General features: G+C 45.4%; 22 protein-coding genes. 1 reads left to right on the top strand and 21 read right to left on the bottom strand.

Features of this window, described 5'->3' with window-relative positions:
• Nucleotides 1–60: 60 nt before the first annotated feature.
• Nucleotides 61–1,527 carry an IMP dehydrogenase gene (gene guaB, locus R2S67_RS14505; RefSeq protein WP_005391524.1) on the bottom strand — a complete coding sequence of 489 codons (1,467 nt, stop codon included), beginning with the start codon at nt 1,525–1,527 and terminating at the stop codon, nt 61–63.
• 231 nt (nt 1,528–1,758) lie between these two features.
• Between guaB and xseA the strand changes: the two genes are divergently transcribed.
• Nucleotides 1,759–3,090, top strand: coding sequence for an exodeoxyribonuclease VII large subunit (gene xseA / locus R2S67_RS14500; protein WP_203346623.1), 1,332 nt, complete (start codon nt 1,759–1,761; stop codon nt 3,088–3,090).
• A gap of 13 nt (nt 3,091–3,103) precedes the next feature.
• Here xseA and R2S67_RS14495 read toward each other — a convergent pair whose 3' ends face one another.
• The 20 genes from R2S67_RS14495 to trmJ form a co-directional block, all read right to left on the bottom strand.
• Nucleotides 3,104–3,328 (bottom strand): zinc ribbon domain-containing protein, encoded by a 225-nt coding sequence (locus R2S67_RS14495; protein ID WP_012842112.1) that lies wholly within the window; start codon nt 3,326–3,328, stop codon nt 3,104–3,106.
• 291 nt (nt 3,329–3,619) lie between these two features.
• Nucleotides 3,620–4,513 (bottom strand): alanyl-tRNA editing protein, encoded by an 894-nt coding sequence (locus R2S67_RS14490; RefSeq protein ID WP_317345308.1) that lies wholly within the window; start codon nt 4,511–4,513, stop codon nt 3,620–3,622.
• Nucleotides 4,514–4,572: 59 nt separating this feature from the next.
• Entirely contained in the window at nt 4,573–6,069 is a 1,497-nt protein-coding gene (gene der, locus R2S67_RS14485) for a ribosome biogenesis GTPase Der (RefSeq protein ID WP_046874335.1), read from the bottom strand.
• Between the two features lie 167 nt (nt 6,070–6,236).
• Nucleotides 6,237–7,397, bottom strand: coding sequence for an outer membrane protein assembly factor BamB (bamB, locus tag R2S67_RS14480; protein ID WP_301644592.1), 1,161 nt, complete (start codon nt 7,395–7,397; stop codon nt 6,237–6,239).
• 12 nt (nt 7,398–7,409) lie between these two features.
• Nucleotides 7,410–8,024 carry a YfgM family protein gene (locus R2S67_RS14475; protein WP_317345306.1) on the bottom strand — a complete coding sequence of 205 codons (615 nt, stop codon included), beginning with the start codon at nt 8,022–8,024 and terminating at the stop codon, nt 7,410–7,412.
• A gap of 126 nt (nt 8,025–8,150) precedes the next feature.
• On the bottom strand, nt 8,151–9,419 hold the full coding sequence (hisS, locus tag R2S67_RS14470; RefSeq protein ID WP_005391530.1) for a histidine--tRNA ligase: 1,269 nt from the start codon (nt 9,417–9,419) through the stop codon (nt 8,151–8,153).
• A 26-nt stretch (nt 9,420–9,445) separates the two neighbouring features.
• The gene (ispG, locus tag R2S67_RS14465; protein ID WP_005391537.1) at nt 9,446–10,564 is read right to left on the bottom strand and encodes a flavodoxin-dependent (E)-4-hydroxy-3-methylbut-2-enyl-diphosphate synthase; all 1,119 of its coding nucleotides are present in this window, start codon (nt 10,562–10,564) and stop codon (nt 9,446–9,448) included.
• A 6-nt stretch (nt 10,565–10,570) separates the two neighbouring features.
• Nucleotides 10,571–11,521 (bottom strand): cytoskeleton protein RodZ, encoded by a 951-nt coding sequence (gene rodZ / locus R2S67_RS14460; RefSeq protein ID WP_145474397.1) that lies wholly within the window; start codon nt 11,519–11,521, stop codon nt 10,571–10,573.
• 435 nt (nt 11,522–11,956) lie between these two features.
• Nucleotides 11,957–13,084 (bottom strand): bifunctional tRNA (adenosine(37)-C2)-methyltransferase TrmG/ribosomal RNA large subunit methyltransferase RlmN, encoded by a 1,128-nt coding sequence (locus R2S67_RS14455; RefSeq protein WP_005391540.1) that lies wholly within the window; start codon nt 13,082–13,084, stop codon nt 11,957–11,959.
• A gap of 376 nt (nt 13,085–13,460) precedes the next feature.
• A complete protein-coding gene (gene ndk / locus R2S67_RS14450) occupies nt 13,461–13,886 on the bottom strand; it encodes a nucleoside-diphosphate kinase (protein WP_005391542.1) in 426 nt (141 codons plus the stop codon).
• A 94-nt stretch (nt 13,887–13,980) separates the two neighbouring features.
• The gene (gene pepB / locus R2S67_RS14445; RefSeq protein WP_317345301.1) at nt 13,981–15,279 is read right to left on the bottom strand and encodes an aminopeptidase PepB; all 1,299 of its coding nucleotides are present in this window, start codon (nt 15,277–15,279) and stop codon (nt 13,981–13,983) included.
• A 161-nt stretch (nt 15,280–15,440) separates the two neighbouring features.
• Nucleotides 15,441–15,635 (bottom strand): Fe-S cluster assembly protein IscX, encoded by a 195-nt coding sequence (gene iscX / locus R2S67_RS14440; protein WP_005391546.1) that lies wholly within the window; start codon nt 15,633–15,635, stop codon nt 15,441–15,443.
• Nucleotides 15,636–15,678: 43 nt separating this feature from the next.
• On the bottom strand, nt 15,679–16,017 hold the full coding sequence (gene fdx, locus R2S67_RS14435; RefSeq protein WP_005391548.1) for an ISC system 2Fe-2S type ferredoxin: 339 nt from the start codon (nt 16,015–16,017) through the stop codon (nt 15,679–15,681).
• Between the two features lie 13 nt (nt 16,018–16,030).
• Nucleotides 16,031–17,884 (bottom strand): Fe-S protein assembly chaperone HscA, encoded by a 1,854-nt coding sequence (hscA, locus tag R2S67_RS14430; protein ID WP_104971307.1) that lies wholly within the window; start codon nt 17,882–17,884, stop codon nt 16,031–16,033.
• A gap of 21 nt (nt 17,885–17,905) precedes the next feature.
• Nucleotides 17,906–18,421, bottom strand: coding sequence for a co-chaperone HscB (gene hscB / locus R2S67_RS14425; RefSeq protein ID WP_012842113.1), 516 nt, complete (start codon nt 18,419–18,421; stop codon nt 17,906–17,908).
• Nucleotides 18,422–18,476: 55 nt separating this feature from the next.
• Nucleotides 18,477–18,800: an iron-sulfur cluster assembly protein IscA gene (iscA, locus tag R2S67_RS14420; protein WP_005391554.1), complete on the bottom strand. Its 324-nt coding sequence runs from the start codon at nt 18,798–18,800 to the stop codon at nt 18,477–18,479.
• Nucleotides 18,801–18,870: 70 nt separating this feature from the next.
• Nucleotides 18,871–19,254, bottom strand: coding sequence for a Fe-S cluster assembly scaffold IscU (iscU, locus tag R2S67_RS14415; RefSeq protein ID WP_005381718.1), 384 nt, complete (start codon nt 19,252–19,254; stop codon nt 18,871–18,873).
• Between the two features lie 38 nt (nt 19,255–19,292).
• On the bottom strand, nt 19,293–20,507 hold the full coding sequence (locus R2S67_RS14410; RefSeq protein WP_005391556.1) for an IscS subfamily cysteine desulfurase: 1,215 nt from the start codon (nt 20,505–20,507) through the stop codon (nt 19,293–19,295).
• A 28-nt stretch (nt 20,508–20,535) separates the two neighbouring features.
• The gene (iscR, locus tag R2S67_RS14405; protein ID WP_005381720.1) at nt 20,536–21,042 is read right to left on the bottom strand and encodes a Fe-S cluster assembly transcriptional regulator IscR; all 507 of its coding nucleotides are present in this window, start codon (nt 21,040–21,042) and stop codon (nt 20,536–20,538) included.
• Between the two features lie 125 nt (nt 21,043–21,167).
• Nucleotides 21,168–21,887, bottom strand: a complete 720-nt coding sequence (trmJ, locus tag R2S67_RS14400) for a tRNA (cytosine(32)/uridine(32)-2'-O)-methyltransferase TrmJ (RefSeq protein ID WP_006741887.1) — start codon at nt 21,885–21,887, stop codon at nt 21,168–21,170.
• Between the last annotated feature and the right edge of the window lie 118 nt (nt 21,888–22,005).

Below are 22,005 nucleotides of genomic sequence, written 5' to 3'. Positions count from 1 at the left end.
GCGAGTGTACTCGCCTCTTCTTAATGCTTCAAGGAAAAAGCAAACGTTTCCGTTAGGTAATTAGTTCCCTAGACGGTAGTTCGGTGCTTCCTTAGTAATTTGAACATCGTGTACATGAGACTCTTGCATACCAGCACCAGAGATACGTACAAATTCAGCTTTCGTACGCATATCTTCGATAGTTGCAGAACCAGTTAGACCCATGCTTGAACGTAGACCACCCATTTGTTGGTGTACGATCTCTTTTAGACGGCCTTTGTATGCGATACGACCTTCGATACCTTCTGGTACTAGCTTGTCCGCTGCGTTGTCAGACTGGAAGTAACGGTCAGAAGAACCTTGAGACATTGCACCAAGAGAACCCATGCCACGGTAAGACTTGTAAGAACGGCCGTTATATAGAATCACTTCACCTGGCGCTTCTTCAGTACCAGCAAACATAGAACCAACCATCACACATGATGCGCCCGCTACGATTGCTTTACAGATATCACCTGAGAAACGGATACCACCGTCAGCGATAACTGGAATACCATAATCATTAGCCACTTCTGCAGCATCTGCGATTGCAGTGATTTGTGGAACCCCCACACCCGTTACAATACGAGTTGTACAGATAGAACCAGGGCCGATACCAACTTTCACTGCGCTTACGCCAGCTTCGATTAGTGCTTTAGCACCAGCACCTGTTGCTACGTTACCACCGATGATGTCTAGATCTGGGTAAGCTGCACGTGTTTCACGAATGCGGCTTAGAACACCTTCAGAATGACCGTGTGAAGAGTCGATAAGTAGAACGTCAACGCCAGCTTCAACTAGTGCAGCAACTCGCTCTTCGTTACCAGCACCAGCACCAACTGCTGCGCCAACACGTAGGCGACCACGCTCATCTTTACATGCGTTTGGTTTACGTTCTGCTTTGTGGAAGTCTTTCGCAGTAATCATACCGGTTAGTTGGAACTCATCATTCACAACCAATACTTTCTCTACGCGAGCTTCGTGCATTTTCTCTTGCACTTCTTCTCGTGTTGCACCTTCTTTAACTGCTGCCAACTTCTCTTTTGGCGTCATTACTGAAGATACTTTCTTAGAAAGGTCCGTCACAAAACGAACGTCACGACCAGTGATAATACCAACAAGCTCATTGCTCTCAGTGACAACAGGGAAACCTGCAAAACCATGCTTTTCAGTGAGTGCAACAACATCAGCGATGGTCGCGTCAGGGTTTACAGTAACCGCGTCAGTTACCATACCAGCTTCGAATTTCTTAACTTTACGAACTTCGGCTGCCTGCTGCTCAATAGACATGTTCTTGTGGATAAAGCCAATGCCACCCTCTTGCGCTAGCGCGATCGCTAGACGAGCTTCAGTAACAGTGTCCATAGACGCTGAAATCATTGGGATGTTTAGGGTGATGTTCTTAGTTAGCTGAGTGCGAAGATCAGCTGTGTTTGGGAGAACGGTGGAGTGTGCTGGCACAAGTAGTACGTCATCGAATGTCAGCGCTTCTTTGGCAATTCTTAGCATTTGCAATATCTCACAATTAGAGGAGTAAAAAGAACAATCCAATCTCATCGTTTCGCATAATGAGGGTAACCTGTGTTAGCAACAAGCTACATTTGGATTAGATATTGCGGAGGGATTATACGGTTAACGCAATCGCTTGACCACAAATTTTTTAATTTTTTTCTTGCAATTACCCCCTTGCTATGTATTATATTGCCGCTAATTTCCATACTCACGTCTAAGAGATTAGCTGTGCTCTCCAAGACCAATCAAAACATCTTTACTGTTTCTCGTCTCAACGCAGAAGTTCGTTTACTCCTTGAAAACGAAATGGGGATCGTTTGGCTCGTCGGAGAGATATCCAACTTTTCAGCTCCTGTCTCTGGTCACTGGTACCTCACTCTTAAAGACTCTCGCGCTCAAGTTAAATGTGCCATGTTTCGTGGTAACAATCGCCGCGTTACTTTCAAGCCCGCTAACGGTAATCAAGTCCTAGTAAAAGCTCGTCTTTCTCTTTATGAGCCTCGCGGTGACTACCAATTGATCATCGAAAGCATGCAACCGGAAGGTGACGGCCGTCTTCAGCAAGAGTTTGAAGAGCTGAAAATGAAGCTTGCCGCAGAAGGGTTGTTCGCTCAAACCAATAAGCAACCTTTGCCTGAACACCCAAAACGTGTTGGCGTCATCACATCGAAAACTGGTGCCGCGCTTTACGATATCTTAGACGTATTGAAACGTCGTGATCCTTCCCTACCCGTTGTGATTTATCCGACAGTGGTACAAGGTGAAGATGCAGCCATTCAAATCGCACAAGCCATTGGTCGCGCTAACAGCCGTGATGAATGTGATGTGCTAATTGTGGGCCGAGGTGGTGGTTCATTGGAAGACTTATGGTGCTTTAACAACGAGATATTAGCTCGCACGATTGCAGCAAGCCAAATTCCTATTATTAGCGCCGTTGGACATGAAGTCGACGTGACAATAGCTGATTTTGTCGCCGACGTACGCGCGCCTACTCCATCAGCAGCCGCTGAGCTAGTAAGCCGTGATAACAGCCACAAAGATCAAGCTTTAGTTACCCGCCAGCATAAGTTAGCGAGCGCGATGCGTTACTACCTAGCACAACAAAAGCAGCAATCTGCGCAATTAATGCACCGTCTAGAGAGACAGCACCCAAGCTATCGCTTGCAACGTCAGACGCAACAGTTAGATGAGTTGGACATGCGCTTACAGCGAGCGATGAGTCGTTTTATTGCCTTGCGTCAACAGCGAATCGAGCGTCAACATTATCGGCTGCAATTGAACTCTCCTGTAACACGCCTTAGCGAGCAGAAGTCGAAGCTAGAACGTGTTGAGCAAAAGCTCATGGATGCAATGGATCGCAAGTTACTGACTATGCGCCATCAACTCGCGATTGCTGCAGAGAAGTTAGACACTGTCAGCCCGCTAGCGACATTGAAACGAGGTTACTCAATTACTCAAACTGAGCAAGGTAAAGTGATTACTCAATCTTCAGATGTAAAATCGGGAGATGTATTGATTACTCGATTAGCCGAAGGCGACGTTCGCTCTACCGTTAATTGAATACAAACTCTGGTTAACTGATTTTCTGGAACTCAAATCGGACACGTGATTTTGATTTGAGTTCATTACACACATTACAAAAGTAACTCGCAGCACCGCATGCTTGCAGCTTCTCCAGCTCCGCCTCACAATCAGGGCAAAAACCTACTTTTTTAAAATCCGATTCACACTGTGCGCAATGATATTGTCCTGTCCATTCCAGTTCGACATTGCAAGTCGGGCAAATGTTCTGCTGCATATCCCGTTCCTCTCTCTAAACTAAGCAATTTCGAGTAACGCATGCTACTCAAAATAACGAACAAGTATGTTGATCTTCATCACCACCCCAACAAGTTTCACGAGGCGCTAACCATACTTGATACGTAGGATCTTATACTGATCGTCTGATATTTACTCCTTGATCAGCGATCACCCCTTAAAAGAATATTTATATAACCACACACCGAAAGCATAAGTTACATATTCTGCATTCCAATTTAATACAGAACAAAAATCCTTAAATCAATTTAATTAAACAGAAAATTAGAATTTAATAAAAAGATCTTATTCGGAAAGCAGTGTTTACATTGGTGTGCATTTCGATAGTTTGAGCGTCGAGCTCAACGAGTTTAACTTGGATAAAAGCAAACTCATTTAAATGGCTCGCATGCGTTCCACCACAAGGGATTACCGCTAATTGACCTTCCCCTAAATCGCACTTCCAATAGCGAGAATCAGTTAATCTATCGCCGTGGCATTCCATGGTGATCATCGCATCTCTTTGAAGCCATTCAACCAGTTGGCCATTCACTTTTTCTGCAATCGCCTGGAGGTCATTCAGCATATCTGCACTGTTTAATCCTCTTTTACGGAGTGTTTTGCCTAAACGGTACGTATCGAGGCACTTGTCTGGAGTAACATAACTCGTAACTTGTGCATAGCTATTAAAGTCATAATAACCATGTGGGTCTTTGCGGTCTGCGTCTTTTCGCCAATAGTCTTCCGCTAGTACTTTATTCAACGCCAAATACGCTAAGTGTCCCGCAGTGTGGCCTCGGCTCAAAGCATTTTGATAGTCTTTATCTACCGCTAATGTCACCAAGTCATTAATTGCAAGTGATTCCGTACGTGATAAAACATGCACGACGACAAACACCCAACCTTCAGCATCACGCTTTACAGGAATGTCACTACCCACATACAGAGCACCACTTTCCTGCTCCACTGCTCCAACTTGGCAATCTACCACGTCATGCTCAGCCCCATTCACCTTCAACGTTCCTTTGTCTGCAGGGTGATCCGGCCATATGTGACTAACGGGATGGAACGGCGTGACATCTGTAATAACGTAAGTCACTTCTTCCGTAGATTGAACGAGCTGTATTTGTGCTTCTAATTGCCATATTTGATGACAAAAACGAGTCTTTGTTGCTGTGATAGTCATTTTTACGATTACTTTTGATAAAAAAATACCCAAGTAGAAACTTGGGTATTCGAATTTCATTATTTATTGCGGTTTTTCACCATCGACATCATACGCTTACGTTTACGCTCTTGTGATAGCGTAAGCTTATTCGTACGATTCTCGTATGGGTTATCACTGTTGTGGAAGTTAATGCGAATCGGTGTTCCCATAATTTCCAGAGACTTACGGAAGTAGTTCATCAGATAACGTTTATACGAATCTGGCAATTCACGAACCATGTTACCGTGGATAACAACGATCGGTGGGTTGTAACCACCTGCGTGTGCGTATTTGAGTTTGATACGACGACCACGAACCATTGGCGGCTGGTGATCATCCACTGCCATCTTCATGATACGCGTCAGTACTGACGTACCCACACGCGTTGTCGCCGAGTTATATGCTTCTTGGATAGATTCAAACAAGTGACCAACGCCAGTACCGTGCAGCGCAGAGATAAAGTGGATACGCGCGAAATCGACGAATCCTAGACGGCGGTCCAGTTCTTTCTTCACGCTTTCTTTCACGTCACTGTCTAGGCCATCCCACTTGTTAACGGCGATGACAATTGAGCGGCCAGCATTCAGTGCAAAACCAAGCAAGCTTAGGTCTTGGTCTGAAATATTTTCACGTGCATCAATCACCAGTAGAACGACGTTTGCATCTTCTACCGCTTTCAGCGTCTTAACAACAGAGAACTTTTCAACCGTTTCATTGATACGACCACGACGACGAACACCTGCGGTATCAATTAGTACGTATTCGCGTCCATCACGCTCCATCGGGATGTAGATAGAATCACGCGTCGTACCAGGCATATCGTATACAACCACACGTTCTTCACCCAGAATACGGTTAGTCAGTGTCGATTTACCTACGTTAGGACGACCGATGATCGCCAACTTAATCGGCTGCTCTTGAAGGCGCTTGAATTCAGCTTCTGCGTCTTCTTCAGTGTAATCTTCAACAAGAGGCTCTTCGTCTTCGAATCCAGTCAGGTCTTCAATCTCACCGTCTTCAGACTCACTTGTTAGTAGATCATCAAAGAATGGAGATAAAGCACGCTCAAGCAGAGCGGTCACACCACGGCCATGAGCGGCCGCAATCTGGTACATATCATCCACGCCGAGCTGCCAAAAATCAGCACACGCCGCATCGGCATCAATACCATCTATTTTGTTTACCACCAGCATCGCTGGCTTTTCAATTTTACGCAGATGCGCAGCAATTGCTGCATCTGAAGGTGTCAGACCAGCACGACCGTCAACAAGGAACAATACAACATCAGCCTCATCAATCGCGGCTAATGACTGTTCTGCCATCTTTGTTTCCACGCCTTCTTCTGTGCCATCAATACCGCCGGTATCAATCACAATGAATTCGTGCTCTTCACCAAGTCTCGCCTGGCCATACTTACGGTCTCGCGTTAGGCCTGGAAAGTCCGCAACCAACGCGTCACGAGTGCGAGTCAATCGGTTAAATAGTGTAGATTTACCTACGTTCGGACGCCCTACTAGAGCTACAACAGGTACCATAACAACCTCTACAATAATCTTTCTTCTGTAGTTATAGGTAACGACTTGCTCGATGCCAAATCAAACCAGCTTTTTACCTATAACCACGTCAGGGTTAATAAATTCAAACAACAAAACGGCTCCTAGCTGTCACCAGCCAGGAGCCGAATGTGAATTATATCACGATATTATTCGTTAATGGTTAGTTTCTTTACATCTCCGTTGCGAGTTGTAATCACATAACCATCCGACAATAAAGTCGGGCCAACGGCCAAGCCGCTATCATCGATAAACTGCTGCGCAACAAATTCGCCTGTTGAACGATCCATCCAGTGAAGGTAACCAAGCGTGTCACCGACAACGAGATAATTGCCGACAATAACTGGCGCTGTAAGTTGTCGGTGCTCAAGCAAGCTGTTTTCCCACAACTCAGTCCCACTTCGTGAATCAACGGCAACAACATGATCTTTTTCCGTTATCACAAAGATGCGGCTACCATCTGTAGAAATATCTGTTGCAGATGAGTAATTACGCTTCCAAATCGGGTTCGCTGAACGCAAGTCAATGGCTATAAGTTGGCCATTGTATCCAATGGTGAAAAGAGTACCGCCTAGCACAATTGGCGATGAATCAACGTCAACCAAACGATCAATTTCTGTCGCGCCTTTTGGCGTACCAACAGGCTGTTGCCAAATCAGCTGACCACGCTCAACGATAGCAGCTGCGAGTCGGCCATTTGCCGTTCCCCAAAATACACCGCCGCCAATTGCAGTCGGAGTACTGTCGCCACGTAAAGTTAGGTTCGGCACTTCTGTACTCAATGCCCAGCGTTGCTCACCTGTACTCTCATTAAGGGCAATCAACATGCCTCGGCTAGTATTGATGATAATAAGGCCTGAATCTGCAACTGGCTTCGCCAGTACCTCACCACCAACTTTCACACGCCAAACAAGTTCACCTGTTTCTTGGTCAAGAGAGATGACTTCACCATTCTCAGAGCCAATATAAAGGTTTCCGTATGCTGCTGTGATACCACCAGAGAGACGAGCAATGACATCTTCTTCTAGGTCCGTTTGCCAACGTTGTTTACCGTTTTCAGGATCCAGCGCTTTTACTAAGCCATCGCGACTTGCCACGAACAATGTATCATTCGCAAATACAGGGGATAGCTTTGAAAAGTAATGACCAACACCATCGCCAACCGATGTGCTCCACTCACTACTGGTTGTAAATTCACTGTCTACCTGAGGTAGTGGCGCCATTACAATGGTATCCTTCTCACCAGCACAACCGGCAAGCACTCCCATTGTTAACACCCCTAACAAGGCTTTGTTAAAGACTCTTTTCATCCAATGCGGTCCTTATTTCGCCAGATCGTCCAATTTCATTTGTAGCGTCGGGCTTGCGTCTGCCGCTTGCTGAGCTTCAGTATACGCAGCGTATGCGGCATCTTTGTCACCTTGGCGAATCGCAATATCGCCACGAAGTTCAGCAATACGCCCTGTCCATGCTGCATCAGTGACGTTACTTAGCTCAGCCGTTGCAGCGTCAAAGTTACCCATTTCCGTTTCAATGCGTGCAATACGGTAACTAATCAATGGTAATAGCGCAGCATCTTGAGTGTTGCTTTGCGCCCACTTCAATTGCTCCAATGCAGCAGAAAGATCTTGAGCTACAACTTGTGCTTTAGCAAGTTGTAGCGCAGCCAATACTGAATATTCTTTTACTTCATTTGACTCAATGAAAGCTTTCACGTCAGCTTGAGCATCAGTACCTTTATCTTGCAAAGCATTCATTGCTGTCGTGTAGCTTTGAGAAGCTGCTTCACTCGCCTGAATCACAGAATCCTGGTAGTAACGCCAGCCAAATAGACCACCTAAGCCAACAACCGCACCGATGATGACGGCTTTGCCGTTTTCCTTCCACCAGTCTTTAATGGCTTCAACTTGTTGTTCTTCAGTATCGTAAAGTTCCACTTCCTGTCCTCTTAAAACATGTAAATGGCAGCTTAGCTGCCATTGTTCCTATTTCGTTTAAAGGCTCCACATTTGGGAGCCTTAGCTTACGAACTAGGATGTAATTTTGTTAGATTACTAAAAGACTTAAATCAGTGCTGCGATCTTTTCTGCAACTTCTGCTTGGTTGTAAGTCTCTTGCTCACCACCGGCCAAGTCTTTCAGTACTACGGTATTATCCGCAACTTCGTTTTCACCCAGAACTAATGCTATAACAGCACCAACTTTGTCTGCACGTTTAAACTGTTTCTTGAAGTTACCGCCACCGAAGTGATTCATCACACGAACGCCAGGGATAGACTCACGAAGCTGCTCTGCTAGCTTCATTCCTGCCATCATGGTGCCTTCGCCTGCTGTTACTACGTAAACATCCACACTGCGACGAACGTCTGTTAGTTCTAGTGTTTCTAGCATCAGAACAAGACGCTCTAGGCCCATTGCAAAGCCAACTGCTGGTGTTGGTTTACCTCCTAATTGCTCTACAAGACCATCGTAGCGACCACCGCCACAAACGGTGCCTTGAGCACCTAGGCTTTCAGTGATCCATTCAAATACCGTGCGGTTGTAGTAATCCAGACCACGAACTAGACGTTCGTTAACTGTGTATTCGATACCTGCGGCGTCTAAAAGTTCACATAGACCTGCGAAGTGTGCTTTAGATTCTTCACCTAAGTAATCTGAAAGGCGAGGTGCATCACCTAAAATAGCTTGAACGTCTGGGTTCTTCGTATCCAGAACACGCAGTGGGTTCGTGTGCATGCGACGCTTACAATCTTCGTCTAGCACATCAATATGTTGCTCAAGGAACGCAACCAGTGCAGTACGGTAGTCTGCGCGGTCTTCTTGAGAACCGATAGAGTTCAGCTCAAGACGAACATGTTCATTGATACCTAGCTCACGCCATAGTCGAGCCGTCATCATGATAAGCTCTGCATCAACATCTGGACCATTTAGACCAAACACCTCAACACCACACTGGTGGAATTGACGGTAACGACCTTTCTGCGGACGCTCATGACGGAACATAGGCCCCATGTACCACAGACGCTGTTCATCACGGTTGATAAGGCTGTTTTGAATACATGAACGTACACAACCCGCCGTACCTTCAGGGCGAAGTGTTAGGCTGTCTCCGTTACGATCATCAAAGGTGTACATTTCTTTTGAAACGACGTCTGTCTCTTCACCAACAGCGCGGCTGAATAGGTTTGTTTCTTCAACGATTGGCATGCGCACTTCGTTATAACCGTATGCGCTAATTACATTTTTCACTGTGTTTTCTAGTTTTTGCCACAGTGGCGACTGAGTTGGGAGGCAATCGTTCATGCCTCGAATTGCTTGAATTGTTTTTGCCACAATACTTACCGTAATTCTCGTTGAGATTAATCTTGTACTTTAACTTCGATGCGGTTTTCGCCATTCATCATGGCTGCTTTCGCACGGATCTTAGCTTCTAGCTGATTCACAAGGTCATCGTTATCAAAGCGTTCTTTCTGGCGTTTACCATCTTCGTAGAATGCGCTCTTCTTGTTACTACCTGCTAGACCTAAGTGAGAAACTTCTGCTTCACCAGGGCCGTTTACCACACAACCGATGATAGACACATCCATTGGCGTGATGATGTCTTCCAAACGCTGCTCAAGTGCGTTCACTGTACCAATCACATCAAATTCTTGGCGAGAGCAACTTGGGCAAGCAATAAAGTTGATGCCTCGAGAGCGAATGCGCAGAGATTTAAGAATGTCGAAACCGACTTTGATTTCTTCAACTGGATCGGCAGCCAAAGAGATACGCAGCGTATCGCCGATCCCTTCAGACAACAGCATACCTAAGCCAACAGATGACTTAACAGCGCCAGCGCGAGCACCGCCCGCTTCTGTAATACCCAAGTGAAGAGGCTGATCGATTTTCTTTGCTAGTAGACGATATGAATCCACTGCAAGGAAGACGTCTGAAGCTTTCACGCTAACTTTAAATTGGTCAAAGTTAAGACGATCGAGATGATCTACGTGACGCATCGCCGATTCAACCAAAGCTTCTGGCGTTGGTTCACCGTATTTCATCTGTAAATCTTTTTCCAAAGATCCACCGTTGACACCAATACGGATTGGGATGTTTTTATCGCGAGCACAGTCAACAACAGCGCGAATGCGCTCTTCATTGCCAATGTTACCTGGGTTGATACGTAAACAGTCAACACCGTACTCCGCCACTTTCAGCGCGATACGATAGTCGAAATGAATATCAGCCACTAATGGTACAGAAACTTGTTGTTTAATCAGTTTGAAAGCTTCTGCTGCGTCCATAGTAGGTACAGAAACTCGAACGATATCTGCACCTACTTTTTCTAGTGCTCGGATTTGAGCGACTGTCGCTTCTACGTCAGTCGTGCGAGTGTTAGTCATTGACTGTACGGCAATTGGCGCACCATCACCAATTGGCACATCACCCACATAAATACGCGTCGATTTACGACGAATAATTGGAGATTCGTGTTGCATAATTTTTTATAACGGTAGAGTGAATCTAGCTACTTTGCCTGAAGTATACCCAGAAAGGTCGACAGGTTCACTTGCAAATGTCATTGTAACCCCTTCCGGTGCGCCTAATATCACTTTAAATGGCGCTTTTCCGGTAAGTTCTACATCTTGTCCTGGTTTATGAGTACCACTTACCAGCGTTTTACCATTGGTGTCTTTTACTTGAATCCAACAGTCCGCTTTAAACTTCATAGTAAGAAGTGTCATGCCTTCAGGTACGACTGGCGCAGGCTGTTCCTCTTCCGCAGTTTCAATCACGGCAACAGGTTCTTCAGAATCTACGCTTGTTGTATTTTCAGTTTCAGCAAGCAGAGGGGCGCTACCCTGCTCGACTGATACTTCACTCGTTTCAACAACATCATTACTTGTTGAAACAACGTCTTCAGGAGTACTTGCGATTAACTCCTCAGCCGTCATTAAATCGATATCAGCTAATTCTTGCGCTGTGGGCTTCGGCGCTTCAACACTTGAATCCGTAACTTCCTTCGTTAGGCTATTCTCTTGCTGGTTTTGCCACCACCAAGCTGCAGAAATACCAATAATGACCAACCCGATAACCCAAGTCAGGAGCATGATACGGCTATTGTGCTTCTCATCTTTTGTTTTGCGAGAGAAACTCTGCATTTCAATTTCTTGCTCTTGCGGCTGTACATCTGCTGTCTGCTCTAACGCAGTCAAAACCATCTTCTCATCAAGGCCCACGAACTTCGCGTAAGAACGCAAGTAACCACGCGTAAATGTCGCAACTTGTTGAGACTCAAATCGGTTATTTTCAATATCTTCAATAACAGAAACGCGAAGCCTCAGGCGATCAGCAACTTGCTTTTGACTCATCCCAAGAGATTCGCGTTTGTTTTTCAGTAATGTGCCAGCTTCAATAGAAAGTGGCACTTCATTCGTATTTTCGTGTTCTGTCATAATGGTGGTATTTAATCTGTTTTAGTGGCTAACGTGGTTATGTATTTTCGTTATTGTTCTTAAGCCTCTTTAAAAGATAGCTAGCCTAAACGCGTTAACCAAAATAATAATTTTAAGAAACTCTCAGCGATTTGAGTGTGAATACCCGTTTTGCAAAAATCAGCAAAGCGTATGTGAGAAAATGCTGAGAATTATCGGTGTAATCGTTAATGTCACATATCATGATAAGCGAATGTGTAACGAAGACAAAAACTCTTTACACTCAAACTAACAGATAGCTCAAGCTTTTGTCCAAACTTTGACAAAGGAATTCGAAATTATACCCAAATAACCTCGAGTTGGAGAGTTGTCGTCATAAATCTTGGCAGAAATGCTCTTATCGATAAACAAAATAGCCAGAGCAAATGGCTCTGGCTATTTTTGAATTCCGGTCGTTTATACCGCTTTTACTTCAATGGTATCAGCACCGCGCGACGCTTTTAACATTGCAGTACGTTTAGTTCGGTCAATCACATCACCGACTAACTGACCACACGCTGCATCAATGTCATCGCCACGAGTCTTACGAACCGTTACTGTATGCTCATATTGCATCAATGTTTTTTGGAAGCGATCAATACGTGAGTTACTTGGTTTCTTGTAAGGTGAACCTGGATACGGGTTAAACGGAATCAAGTTAATCTTACATGGTGTGTCTTTCATCAGCTCAGCCAGTTCACGAGCATGGTCCATGTCATCATTCACATGATCAAGAAGTACGTACTCAACCGTTACCTTACCGCGGTTTGCATTCGATGAAGCGATGTAACGACGAACTGATGCTAGGAAATCTTGAATATCCCAACGATCGTTAATTGGCATGATTTCACTACGCAACTTATCGTTTGGCGCATGAAGGGAAATTGCCAACGCGACATCGATTTTGCCTGTCATCTGATCAAGGCCAGAAACCACCCCTGATGTAGATACAGTCACACGACGTTTTGACAAACCAAAGCCAAGATCGTCCAGCATTAGTTCTAATGCCGGGATCAAGTTCTTCATGTTTAGAAGCGGTTCACCCATCCCCATCATCACGACGTTAGTAATTGGGCGGCGACCTGTTTCTTTCTCAAGACCAATTTCACGTGCAGCGCGCCACACCTGACCGATGATCTCTGAAACTTTCAAGTTACGGTTAAAGCCTTGCTGTGCGGTTGAGCAGAACTTACATTCCAACGCACAACCTACTTGAGAAGACACACAAAGCGTTGCACGGTCATCTTCTGGAATGTAAACCGTCTCCACATCCTGATCACCAACGTTCATCGCCCACTTGATTGTACCATCAGAAGAGTGCTGAGCTTCTGCGACTGTTGGTGCCTTGATTTCGCACTTGTGTAAAAGCTTTTCGCGCAGCTTCTTGTTAATGTTTGTCATTTTTTCGAAGTCATCTACACCGAAATGGTAGATCCACTTCATAACCTGATCGGCACGAAACGCTTTCTCGCCGAGTTCTTCTGCGAAAAACTGACGCATGCCTTTGCGATCAAAGTCGAGTAGATTGATTTTTTCAGTGGTCATGTTGCCTCTCAATGACTGAAACAAGAATAAGGGCGCGAATTGTACAGCCTTTATGCAGCTACAACAAGGGGTGTAAAACCCTGAGTTTGCTAAGGCATTAAAATCAAAATGATTAAATTTTAAGCACCCCTTGTGCTATAAGTGGCTATTACACTATCAAAAGTAAAAGCGTAGAAATCGTAAAGGGAAAAGACTAAAAATAACTCACGTTACTGGGCTTTAAAGCCCATTATATAGTCAGACTAGTTAGCGTGTAAGAGATCACTTATGCAGTCAACATTGCCCTCAACTTAGGTATATGAAATGAAAAAGCCTCGGAAAGTTCCGAGGCTTTTCTGTATCAGAGCATCACTAACAAGTGAAGTATCACGCCTAATTAGCGAGAGAAAACCTCTGACTCAGGGAAGAAAAACTCAATTTCACGAGCTGCAGATTCAGGGCTATCGGAACCATGAACTGAATTGTGACGCATGCTAAGTGCGTAATCAGCACGCAAAGTGCCGCATGCCGCTTCCTCTGGGTTAGTTTTACCCATCAGCTCACGGTAACGTGCAATCGCATTTTCACCTTCCAGTACCTGAACCATAATAGGACCAGATGTCATGAACTCTTTTAGTGGAGGGAAAAACTCTTTGCCTTCATGCTCTGCATAAAAACCGCTTGCCTGATCTTCAGTCAGGTGAACCATTTTAGCAGCGACAATACGTAGGCCAGCCTTTTCAATACGGTTATAGATTTCACCAATCAGGTTTCGCTCTACCGCATCCGGCTTAATGATTGAAAATGTTCTTTCTAGAGCCATAAAATTTCCTTTCTGTACTTGTAATAATAGTTGTGTTTTTAAAGTGACTTACTGGGTAAGAGCAGCACTCAAACAAGGAGTGCTGAAATCAATCTTATTTACCAGCTTGCTCATTGAGGAAACGAGCAAGTGTACGAACGCCCATACCCGTAGCTCCCGCAGCCCATTTATCAGACGCGGCTTTACGGTATGTACCCGCACAGTCGAAGTGCAACCAGCCTTTTTTGTAGTCTTCTACGAAGTAAGACAAGAATGCTGCTGCTGTGCTTGCACCCGGAGAGTAGTCGCCAGAACTGATATTCGATAGGTCAGCAAAGTTTGACGGCAGCATTCCACGGTGGAAGTCAGCAAGTGGTAGCGGCCATAAACCTTCTTTTTCTTGGTTTGCCGCAGTGAGTGCTTGATGCGATAACTCGTCATCGAAACTCATTAGTGCGTGGTAATCATTACCCAACGCATTCTTCGCCGCACCTGTTAGTGTTGCACAATCAATGATTAACTCAGGCTTTTGCTCACTGGCGTAGATAAGACCATCAGCAAGCACTAAACGACCTTCTGCATCGGTGTTCATGATTTCAACGGTTTTACCGTTTTTGTAGGTGATGATGTCGCCAAGCTTGAGTGCGCGACCAGAAACCATGTTCTCTGCACAACAAAGGATCAGTTTTACACGCTTGTTCAAACCACGAAGAATCGCAAGTGCAAGACCACCGGTGATGGTGCCTGAGCCACCCATGTCTGCTTTCATTGCGCTCATGAAGTTAGAAGGCTTCAAACTGTAACCACCCGAATCAAAGGTGATACCTTTACCGACAAGACACGCGAATATTGGTGCGTTCTCGTCACCTGTCGGGTTGTAGTCTAGCTGGAGCATCGCAGAAGTACGCTCAGAACCACGGCCTACGGCGTAAATGCCTTCCCAACCTTCTGCCAACAAGTCTTTGTCTTTGACGATACGAGCTGTCACTGTGCCTTTAGGCGCAACAGATTTGATGAATTCAGCGGCCATTGTCGCTAGCTGACGAGGGGCAACTTCTTCTGCGGTTTTATTGATGATATCTCGGGTAAAATCAGTCGCAGTAATACGCGCTTCAAGCTCTGCTTGATCTTCTTCAGACAATGCAGACCACTCAACCGAGCCATGTTTTTTTGGGTTACGGTAACCTTGGTGGAAAGCCCAAACGCTCTCTAAATCCCAGTTATCACCGGAAAGAAAAATAGAACGAATTCCTTGGCCATCTAGCTGACGAGCTGCACGTTGAATTGCACCAAGATCGTGACCTTCACCTAAATGAATGGTTGCGCCGTTTTCAGCGAATGAAAGCAGTGCTTTTTCACCCCAATGTGGTGCTGCCGACTCTTGACTTAAAAATACAGACATCTGTGTAGACATGGTTTCTCCTTGTCTTATAGCAGCGTTGCCTACGCTGCTTCTTTTTAATAACTCACGGATGTTAGCATTATGTAGGGCAAAAATGTCAATTGGATAAAAAAACGGACCTAAAGGTCCGCTTTTTTTAGTAAGAATTGTTAACTAGGCTGTGTTTTACAGACTTAGTCTGCTTCGTCCATCCAGCACATGATAACGGCTTCCAGAATCTTTTCGTTACAATGGTTTGGGTCATCTTCAAACTCATCTAACTCCATGATCCATTGATGAAGATCGGTAAAACGCACCGTTTGCGGATCAACATCTGGAAACTTGTCACAAAGTTCAATCGCGATATCGCGAGAATCTGTCCATTTCATTGCTCATCTTCCTTTTGCTTCTTCCCTATATTGGGAAGATAGTTTAGTGATCTTCTGAAGCGTGGTTTAGCGTGTACTTAGGAATTTCTACCACTAAGTCTTCATCAGCAATTTTCGCCTGACACCCTAGACGTGATTCAGGCTCTAGACCCCACGCTTTATCCAGCATGTCGTCTTCCAGCTCTTCACTTTCTTCTAGCGAATCAAAACCTTCACGGATGATCACGTGGCAGGTGGTACAAGCACATGATTTTTCACACGCATGTTCAATACCGATACCATTTTTTAGCGCTACGTCCAGAACGGTTTCACCAGTGTTTGCTTCCAACACTGCGCCTTCTGGGCACAAATCGTCGTGTGGTAATACAATAATCTTAGGCATAACTACTTATCTCTTATATATCGTCTACTGATTGACCTGACAGCGCAGCTCGAATCGATTTATCCATACGGCGCGATGCGAAATCTTGGCTCGCTTTATCGGTATCTTTAATGCCTTGCTCAATCGCATCTGCATCATCACCATTACGCAGCTCAATCAAGGCTTCGATGGCTTTTATCAGGTCTTGTTTCTCTTGTTCTGATAGTAGTTCGTCACCATCAGCTTGCATGGCTGCAATCAAGCCTTCTATCACACGGTCGGCCTCAACACGCTGCTCAGCTAGCGCACGAGCTTGCATGTCTTCTTTAGCGTGAGTCATTGAATCACGCAGCATATCCGCCACTTCATTATCGCTTAACCCGTAAGAAGGTTTTACTTGAATCTCTGACTGAACACCGGTGCTCTTTTCCATTGCCGTAACAGAAAGAAGACCGTCAGCGTCAACTTGGTAAGTCACACGAATATGTGCCGCACCCGCCGCCATCGGTGGAATGCCTTTCAATGAGAAACGAGCCAGTGAACGACAATCATCAACCATTTCACGCTCACCTTGTACCACATGGACACTCATGGCCGTTTGGCCATCTTTGAATGTGGTAAATTCTTGCGCACGCGCAACAGGAATTGTGGTATTGCGAGGAATGATCTTCTCAACCAAACCACCCATGGTTTCAATACCAAGCGACAGTGGGATCACGTCAAGAAGTAACATTTCTGAATCAGGCTTGTTACCCGCTAGAATGTCGGCTTGGATACCCGCGCCGATTGCGACAACTTCATCAGGATTAATGCTTGTTAGCGGTGTGCGGCCAAAAAACTCGCCTACCATTTCACGAACCAGCAATGTGCGTGTTGAACCACCAACCATGACAACTTCGAGTACTTCGTCTGCGTTAACATCAGCATCTTTTAATGCACGACGACAAGACATTAGTGTTTTCTTCACTAATGGGCGAATCAGATCTTCGAACTGCTCACGAGTAACGGTGCCCTTCCAGCCAAACACGTCAACATCAACGCTGTCTTGCTCAGAGAAAGCAATCTTAGTCGCAGTAGCAATGTTCAGTAGCGTACGGTTTTTTTCAGCAGAAAGTGGGGCTTCGAGACCCGCTTGCTCCATTAGGTAATCCGCTAACAGATGGTCAAAGTCATCACCGCCTAACGCAGAGTCACCACCTGTTGCTAATACTTCAAATACGCCTTTCGACAAACGTAGAATAGAGATATCAAATGTACCGCCACCTAGATCGTAAACCGCAATCACACCTTCTTGGCCTGAGTCTAGGCCATAAGCAATTGCCGCGGCGGTTGGTTCGTTCAGAAGACGGAGAACATGAAGACCTGCTAATTTCGCGGCGTCTTTCGTACCTGCACGCTGAGCATCATCAAAGTAAGCAGGAACAGTGATCACAACACCCGCTAACTCACCACCTAACGTTTCTTCTGCTCGCTTACCTAGCGCTTTTAGAATGTCCGCAGATACTTCAATCGGGTTTTTGTCACCTTGAGGCGTTTGCAGGATTGGAAGACCATTTTCACTCTCTTTAAAACGATAAGGAAGTGAAGAATAACGGGACTGAATGTCCTTTAATGAACGACCGATCAAACGTTTTACAGAGATAATCGTGTTCTCTGGTTCAAACTCTGCTTTAGCTTTGGCTTCGTGGCCGACCGTTAACGTTTCCTCAGCATAATTAACGACTGAAGGTAAAATAGTACGGCCCTGCTCGTCCGCAAGTGGAGTTGCATCGCCGCTACGTACAGAAGCAACCAAAGAGTTGGTAGTACCTAAGTCGATACCCGCTGCTAACTTATGCTCATGAGGTGCCGAGCTTTGGCCCGGTTCTGCGATTTGAAGTAGTGCCATGATAGGTCCTTGTCACGCTAACTAGCCGAGGAGTTTGTCTTCGACTAGTTCAATTTCGTTCTTTAGTTTGGCAATGAATTTTAGCTTACGAACTCGGTCTGCGGCTTCAGCCCAAAGACCATCATCAAGCTCTTGCTCGACGCTTGCCAGATGCTGTTTGTACATTTTGCTGACCTTAGAATCGAAGTCAAAAAGCGCCGATTCAGGATCGGTGCTGTCAGCAATTTCTTCCAGTTCTTCGCGCAGCTCCATTTGCTCCATTAAGAACATTGGATCTTGCATTGTCTGCTGTTCACCTCGGATCTCAACTCCCTGCTCTGCGAGGATGTACTCGGCACGGGAGATAGGATTTTTCAGAACTTGATAGGCATCGTTGATTTGCGCTGCCTTTTGCACCGCCATCAAACGGTCACGTTCAGATCCCGTTGCAAAGTTATCCGGGTGGAAGCGTTTTTGTAGTTCTCGGAACTGAGAAGAAAGAAGGCTACCATCCAGCTTAAACTGACTTGGTAGCCCAAATAATTCAAAGTGATTCATTAAGTTCGGGTCCTAGTAAAGCCTTCCGGACTCGCTTGCCCAGAAGGACAATCAATTAGACGTTGAAGCTTTCACCACAACCACATTCACTTTTCGCGTTAGGGTTGTTGAATTCAAAACCTTCATTCAACCCTTCTTTCACGTAATCCAATTCGGTACCGTCTAGGTACACTAAGCTTTTTTTGTCGATGATGATTTTCACTCCAGAGAGTTCAAAAACTTCATCTTCTTCGTTAAGCTCATCAACAAACTCAAGTACATATGCCATGCCTGAACAACCAGTCGTCTTCACTCCAAGACGTAAACCGATACCTTTGCCTCGGTTATCTAGGAATGCTCTTACGCGACTTGCCGCTGATTCTGTCATTGTGATGGCCATACTGCACCTTAGTCTGTCTAAATTTCGATTGGAATGGGAGCGTCAAAGCTCCCATTATATTACGGAATAATTATTCTTGGTGTTTTTTCTTGTAGTCTGCAACCGCTGCTTTGATTGCATCTTCAGCAAGAATTGAACAGTGAACTTTCACTGGTGGAAGCTCTAGCTCTTCAGCAATTTCAGAGTTTTTAATTGCTGCTGCTTCATCAACTGACTTGCCTTTTACCCACTCAGTTACTAGTGAGCTTGATGCGATTGCACTACCACAACCGTATGTTTTGAACTTCGCATCTTCGATGATACCTTCCGGTGTCACTTTGATTTGAAGCTTCATTACGTCACCACAAGCTGGAGCGCCAACCATGCCGCTACCTACTGATGGGTCTTCTTTATCGAATGAACCAACGTTACGTGGGTTCTCGTAGTGATCAATTACTTTTTCGCTGTATGCCATGATAAATTACCTCGAATCCTCTATTTCAATCCCTGAGATTAATGGTGAGCCCATTCAACAGTGCTCAAATCAATCCCTTCTTTGTACATATCCCATAGAGGAGACATGTCGCGTAGCTTAGTCACTGCAACGCGGATTTGTTCAATTGCGTAATCAATTTCTTCTTCAGTCGTGAAACGACCAAACGAGAAACGAACCGAGCTGTGAGCCAATTCATCATCCATGCCTAGGGCACGAAGAACGTAAGAAGGCTCAAGGCTTGCAGACGTACAAGCACTACCAGAAGATACCGCTAGATCTTTAAGCGACATTAGTAGTGATTCACCTTCTACGAATGCGAAGCTGATGTTTAGGTTGTGTGGTACACGTTGCTCAAGGTCACCGTTTACCGTCACTGCTTCTAAGTCTTTCACGCCATCAAAAAGACGGTTACGAAGCGCTAAAGCGTGATCGTAATCTTTTTGCATGTCTTCTTTTGCAATGCGGAATGCTTCACCCATACCAACGATTTGGTGAGTAGGAAGTGTACCAGAACGGAAACCACGCTCATGGCCGCCACCGTGCATTTGCGCTTCAAGACGAATACGAGGCTTACGACGAACGTAAAGTGCACCGATGCCTTTAGGGCCATAAACTTTGTGAGCAGAAAGCGAAATTAGGTCAACTTTCATCTCTTGAACGTCGATTGGTAATTTACCTGCAGATTGCGCTGCATCCACGTGGAAAACAATTTTACGCTCACGACACAATTCGCCGATCGCAGTAATGTCTTGAACCACACCAATCTCGTTGTTTACGTGCATAATAGACACAAGCACTGTGTCATCACGCATTGCCGCTTTAAGCTTCTCTAGATCGATCAAGCCATTTGATTCTGGCTCAAGGTAAGTAACTTCAAAGCCTTCACGCTCAAGTTGACGACATGGGTCAAGAACGGCTTTGTGCTCTGTTTTACAAGTGATTACGTGCTTGCCTTTCTTCGAGTAAAAGTGCGCTGCACCTTTAATAGCAAGGTTGTCTGATTCTGTCGCACCAGATGTAAATACGATTTCGCGAGGATCTGCATTTAGAAGGTCAGCAATTTGCTCACGAGCAGTATCGACCGCTTCTTCTGCCTGCCAGCCGTAACGGTGCGAACGCGACGCTGGGTTGCCAAATGTGCCATCCATTGTCATGTACTGAACCATTTTTTCAGCAACACGTGGATCAACTGGACATGTAGCGGAATAATCAAGATAAATCGGCAGTTTCATTCTCTACTCCAATGTAAAAAGCTGACCGCTAAGAGCGGACGTTTACACCGATGGGCGCGGCGGTTGTATTTTTGTTTGATAGCCCATGGGTTACCGCCAGATCAATGTCCTGACGATCAGAAATTTCGAGGACTTCATTGTCTGTCATCAACTCACCAAGAGTGATGTTATTCAAGAAGTCACTAATGCGAGAGCTTAAGTCGCGCCATAGCGTGTGAGTAAGGCAACGTGTTCCACCTTGGCAATCTCCTTTGCCCTGGCATTTGGTTGCATCGACTGACTCATCAACGGCTGCAATCACGGTACCAATAGCGATACTGTGTGCGTCGGCACCAAGTCGGTAACCACCACCAGGACCACGAACGCTGGCAACGAGACCTGCTTTACGCAATTTTGAAAATAGCTGCTCTAAGTAAGAGAGCGAGATCCCCTGACGCTCTGAGATGTCAGCAAGAGGTACAGGGTTTTGTTGCGAATGCAGTGCCACATCCAGCATGGCTGTCACCGCATATCTTCCTTTAGATGTAAGTTTCATACCACACCGTATCCACATGGTTTGTAATGGTTAAGATTTTTCCATACCTGAGTAATTTGGTCAAGTATTTATTTGACCATTTTACTCAGGTATTCATCCTTACACCTAAAGTGGTTATCCTTTATTCAGAACTTCTTTTCTATCGAGGTTAAAATGCCGCGTAGAATATTGAGTTCCTGGGTTTCTGGCCGAGCACGAGAGAACAAGCGACGCAATTTATTCATCACCTGTCCTGGTTGCTCTTTATTGATAAACTGGGTCTCAACCATCACCTTTTCAAGATGCTCGAAGAACATTTCGAGCTCTCTATGACGTGGGTACTCTTCCGGCTCATTTGGGGCAAACTGGCTTTGCTCTAAGTTCAAATGCGCAACTCGTACTTCGTAACTCAGAGTTTGTACGGCCATCGCTAGGTTAAGCGAACTATATTCAGGGTTAGCAGGAATGCAAACATGGTAGTGACACCTTTGCAGCTCTTCGTTTGTTAGACCAGTTCTTTCACGACCAAACACGAGCGCGACAGGGTGTTTTCTACCCTCAACCGCAAATTTCTCACCACATTCACGTGGCTCAAGCATTGGCCATTCTAATGTACGAGAGCGAGCACTGGAGCCCACCACAAGGCTGCAATCTTCAACCGCTTCCTCTAATGTGCCGACAATCTTTGCATTTTGAGCAATATCACCAGCACCCGCAGCCAAAGCAAGAGTTTGTTCGTCCACTTCACATTGTGGATCGACTAATACTAGTTGGCTTAACCCCATCACTTTCATAGCTCGAGCTGCTGAGCCAATATTGCCTGAATGAGAGGTACCTACGAGTACAATTTTCACTTGATCCAACATCTGTGTTTGCTACCTAAATTAAAACCGCAGAATGTTAACATAGTTTTTTAACACACCCTAGGGCGAAGAAGGCCTCTCTTCTCATTCTTGGTCATTGTTCTCGTTCGCCTCAAGCTAA

The sequence above is a fragment of the Vibrio sp. T13N genome (assembly GCF_032970445.1).
Classification (GTDB): Bacteria; Pseudomonadota; Gammaproteobacteria; order Enterobacterales; family Vibrionaceae; genus Vibrio; species Vibrio diabolicus.
This window is presented reverse-complemented; position numbering and strand designations above follow the sequence as displayed.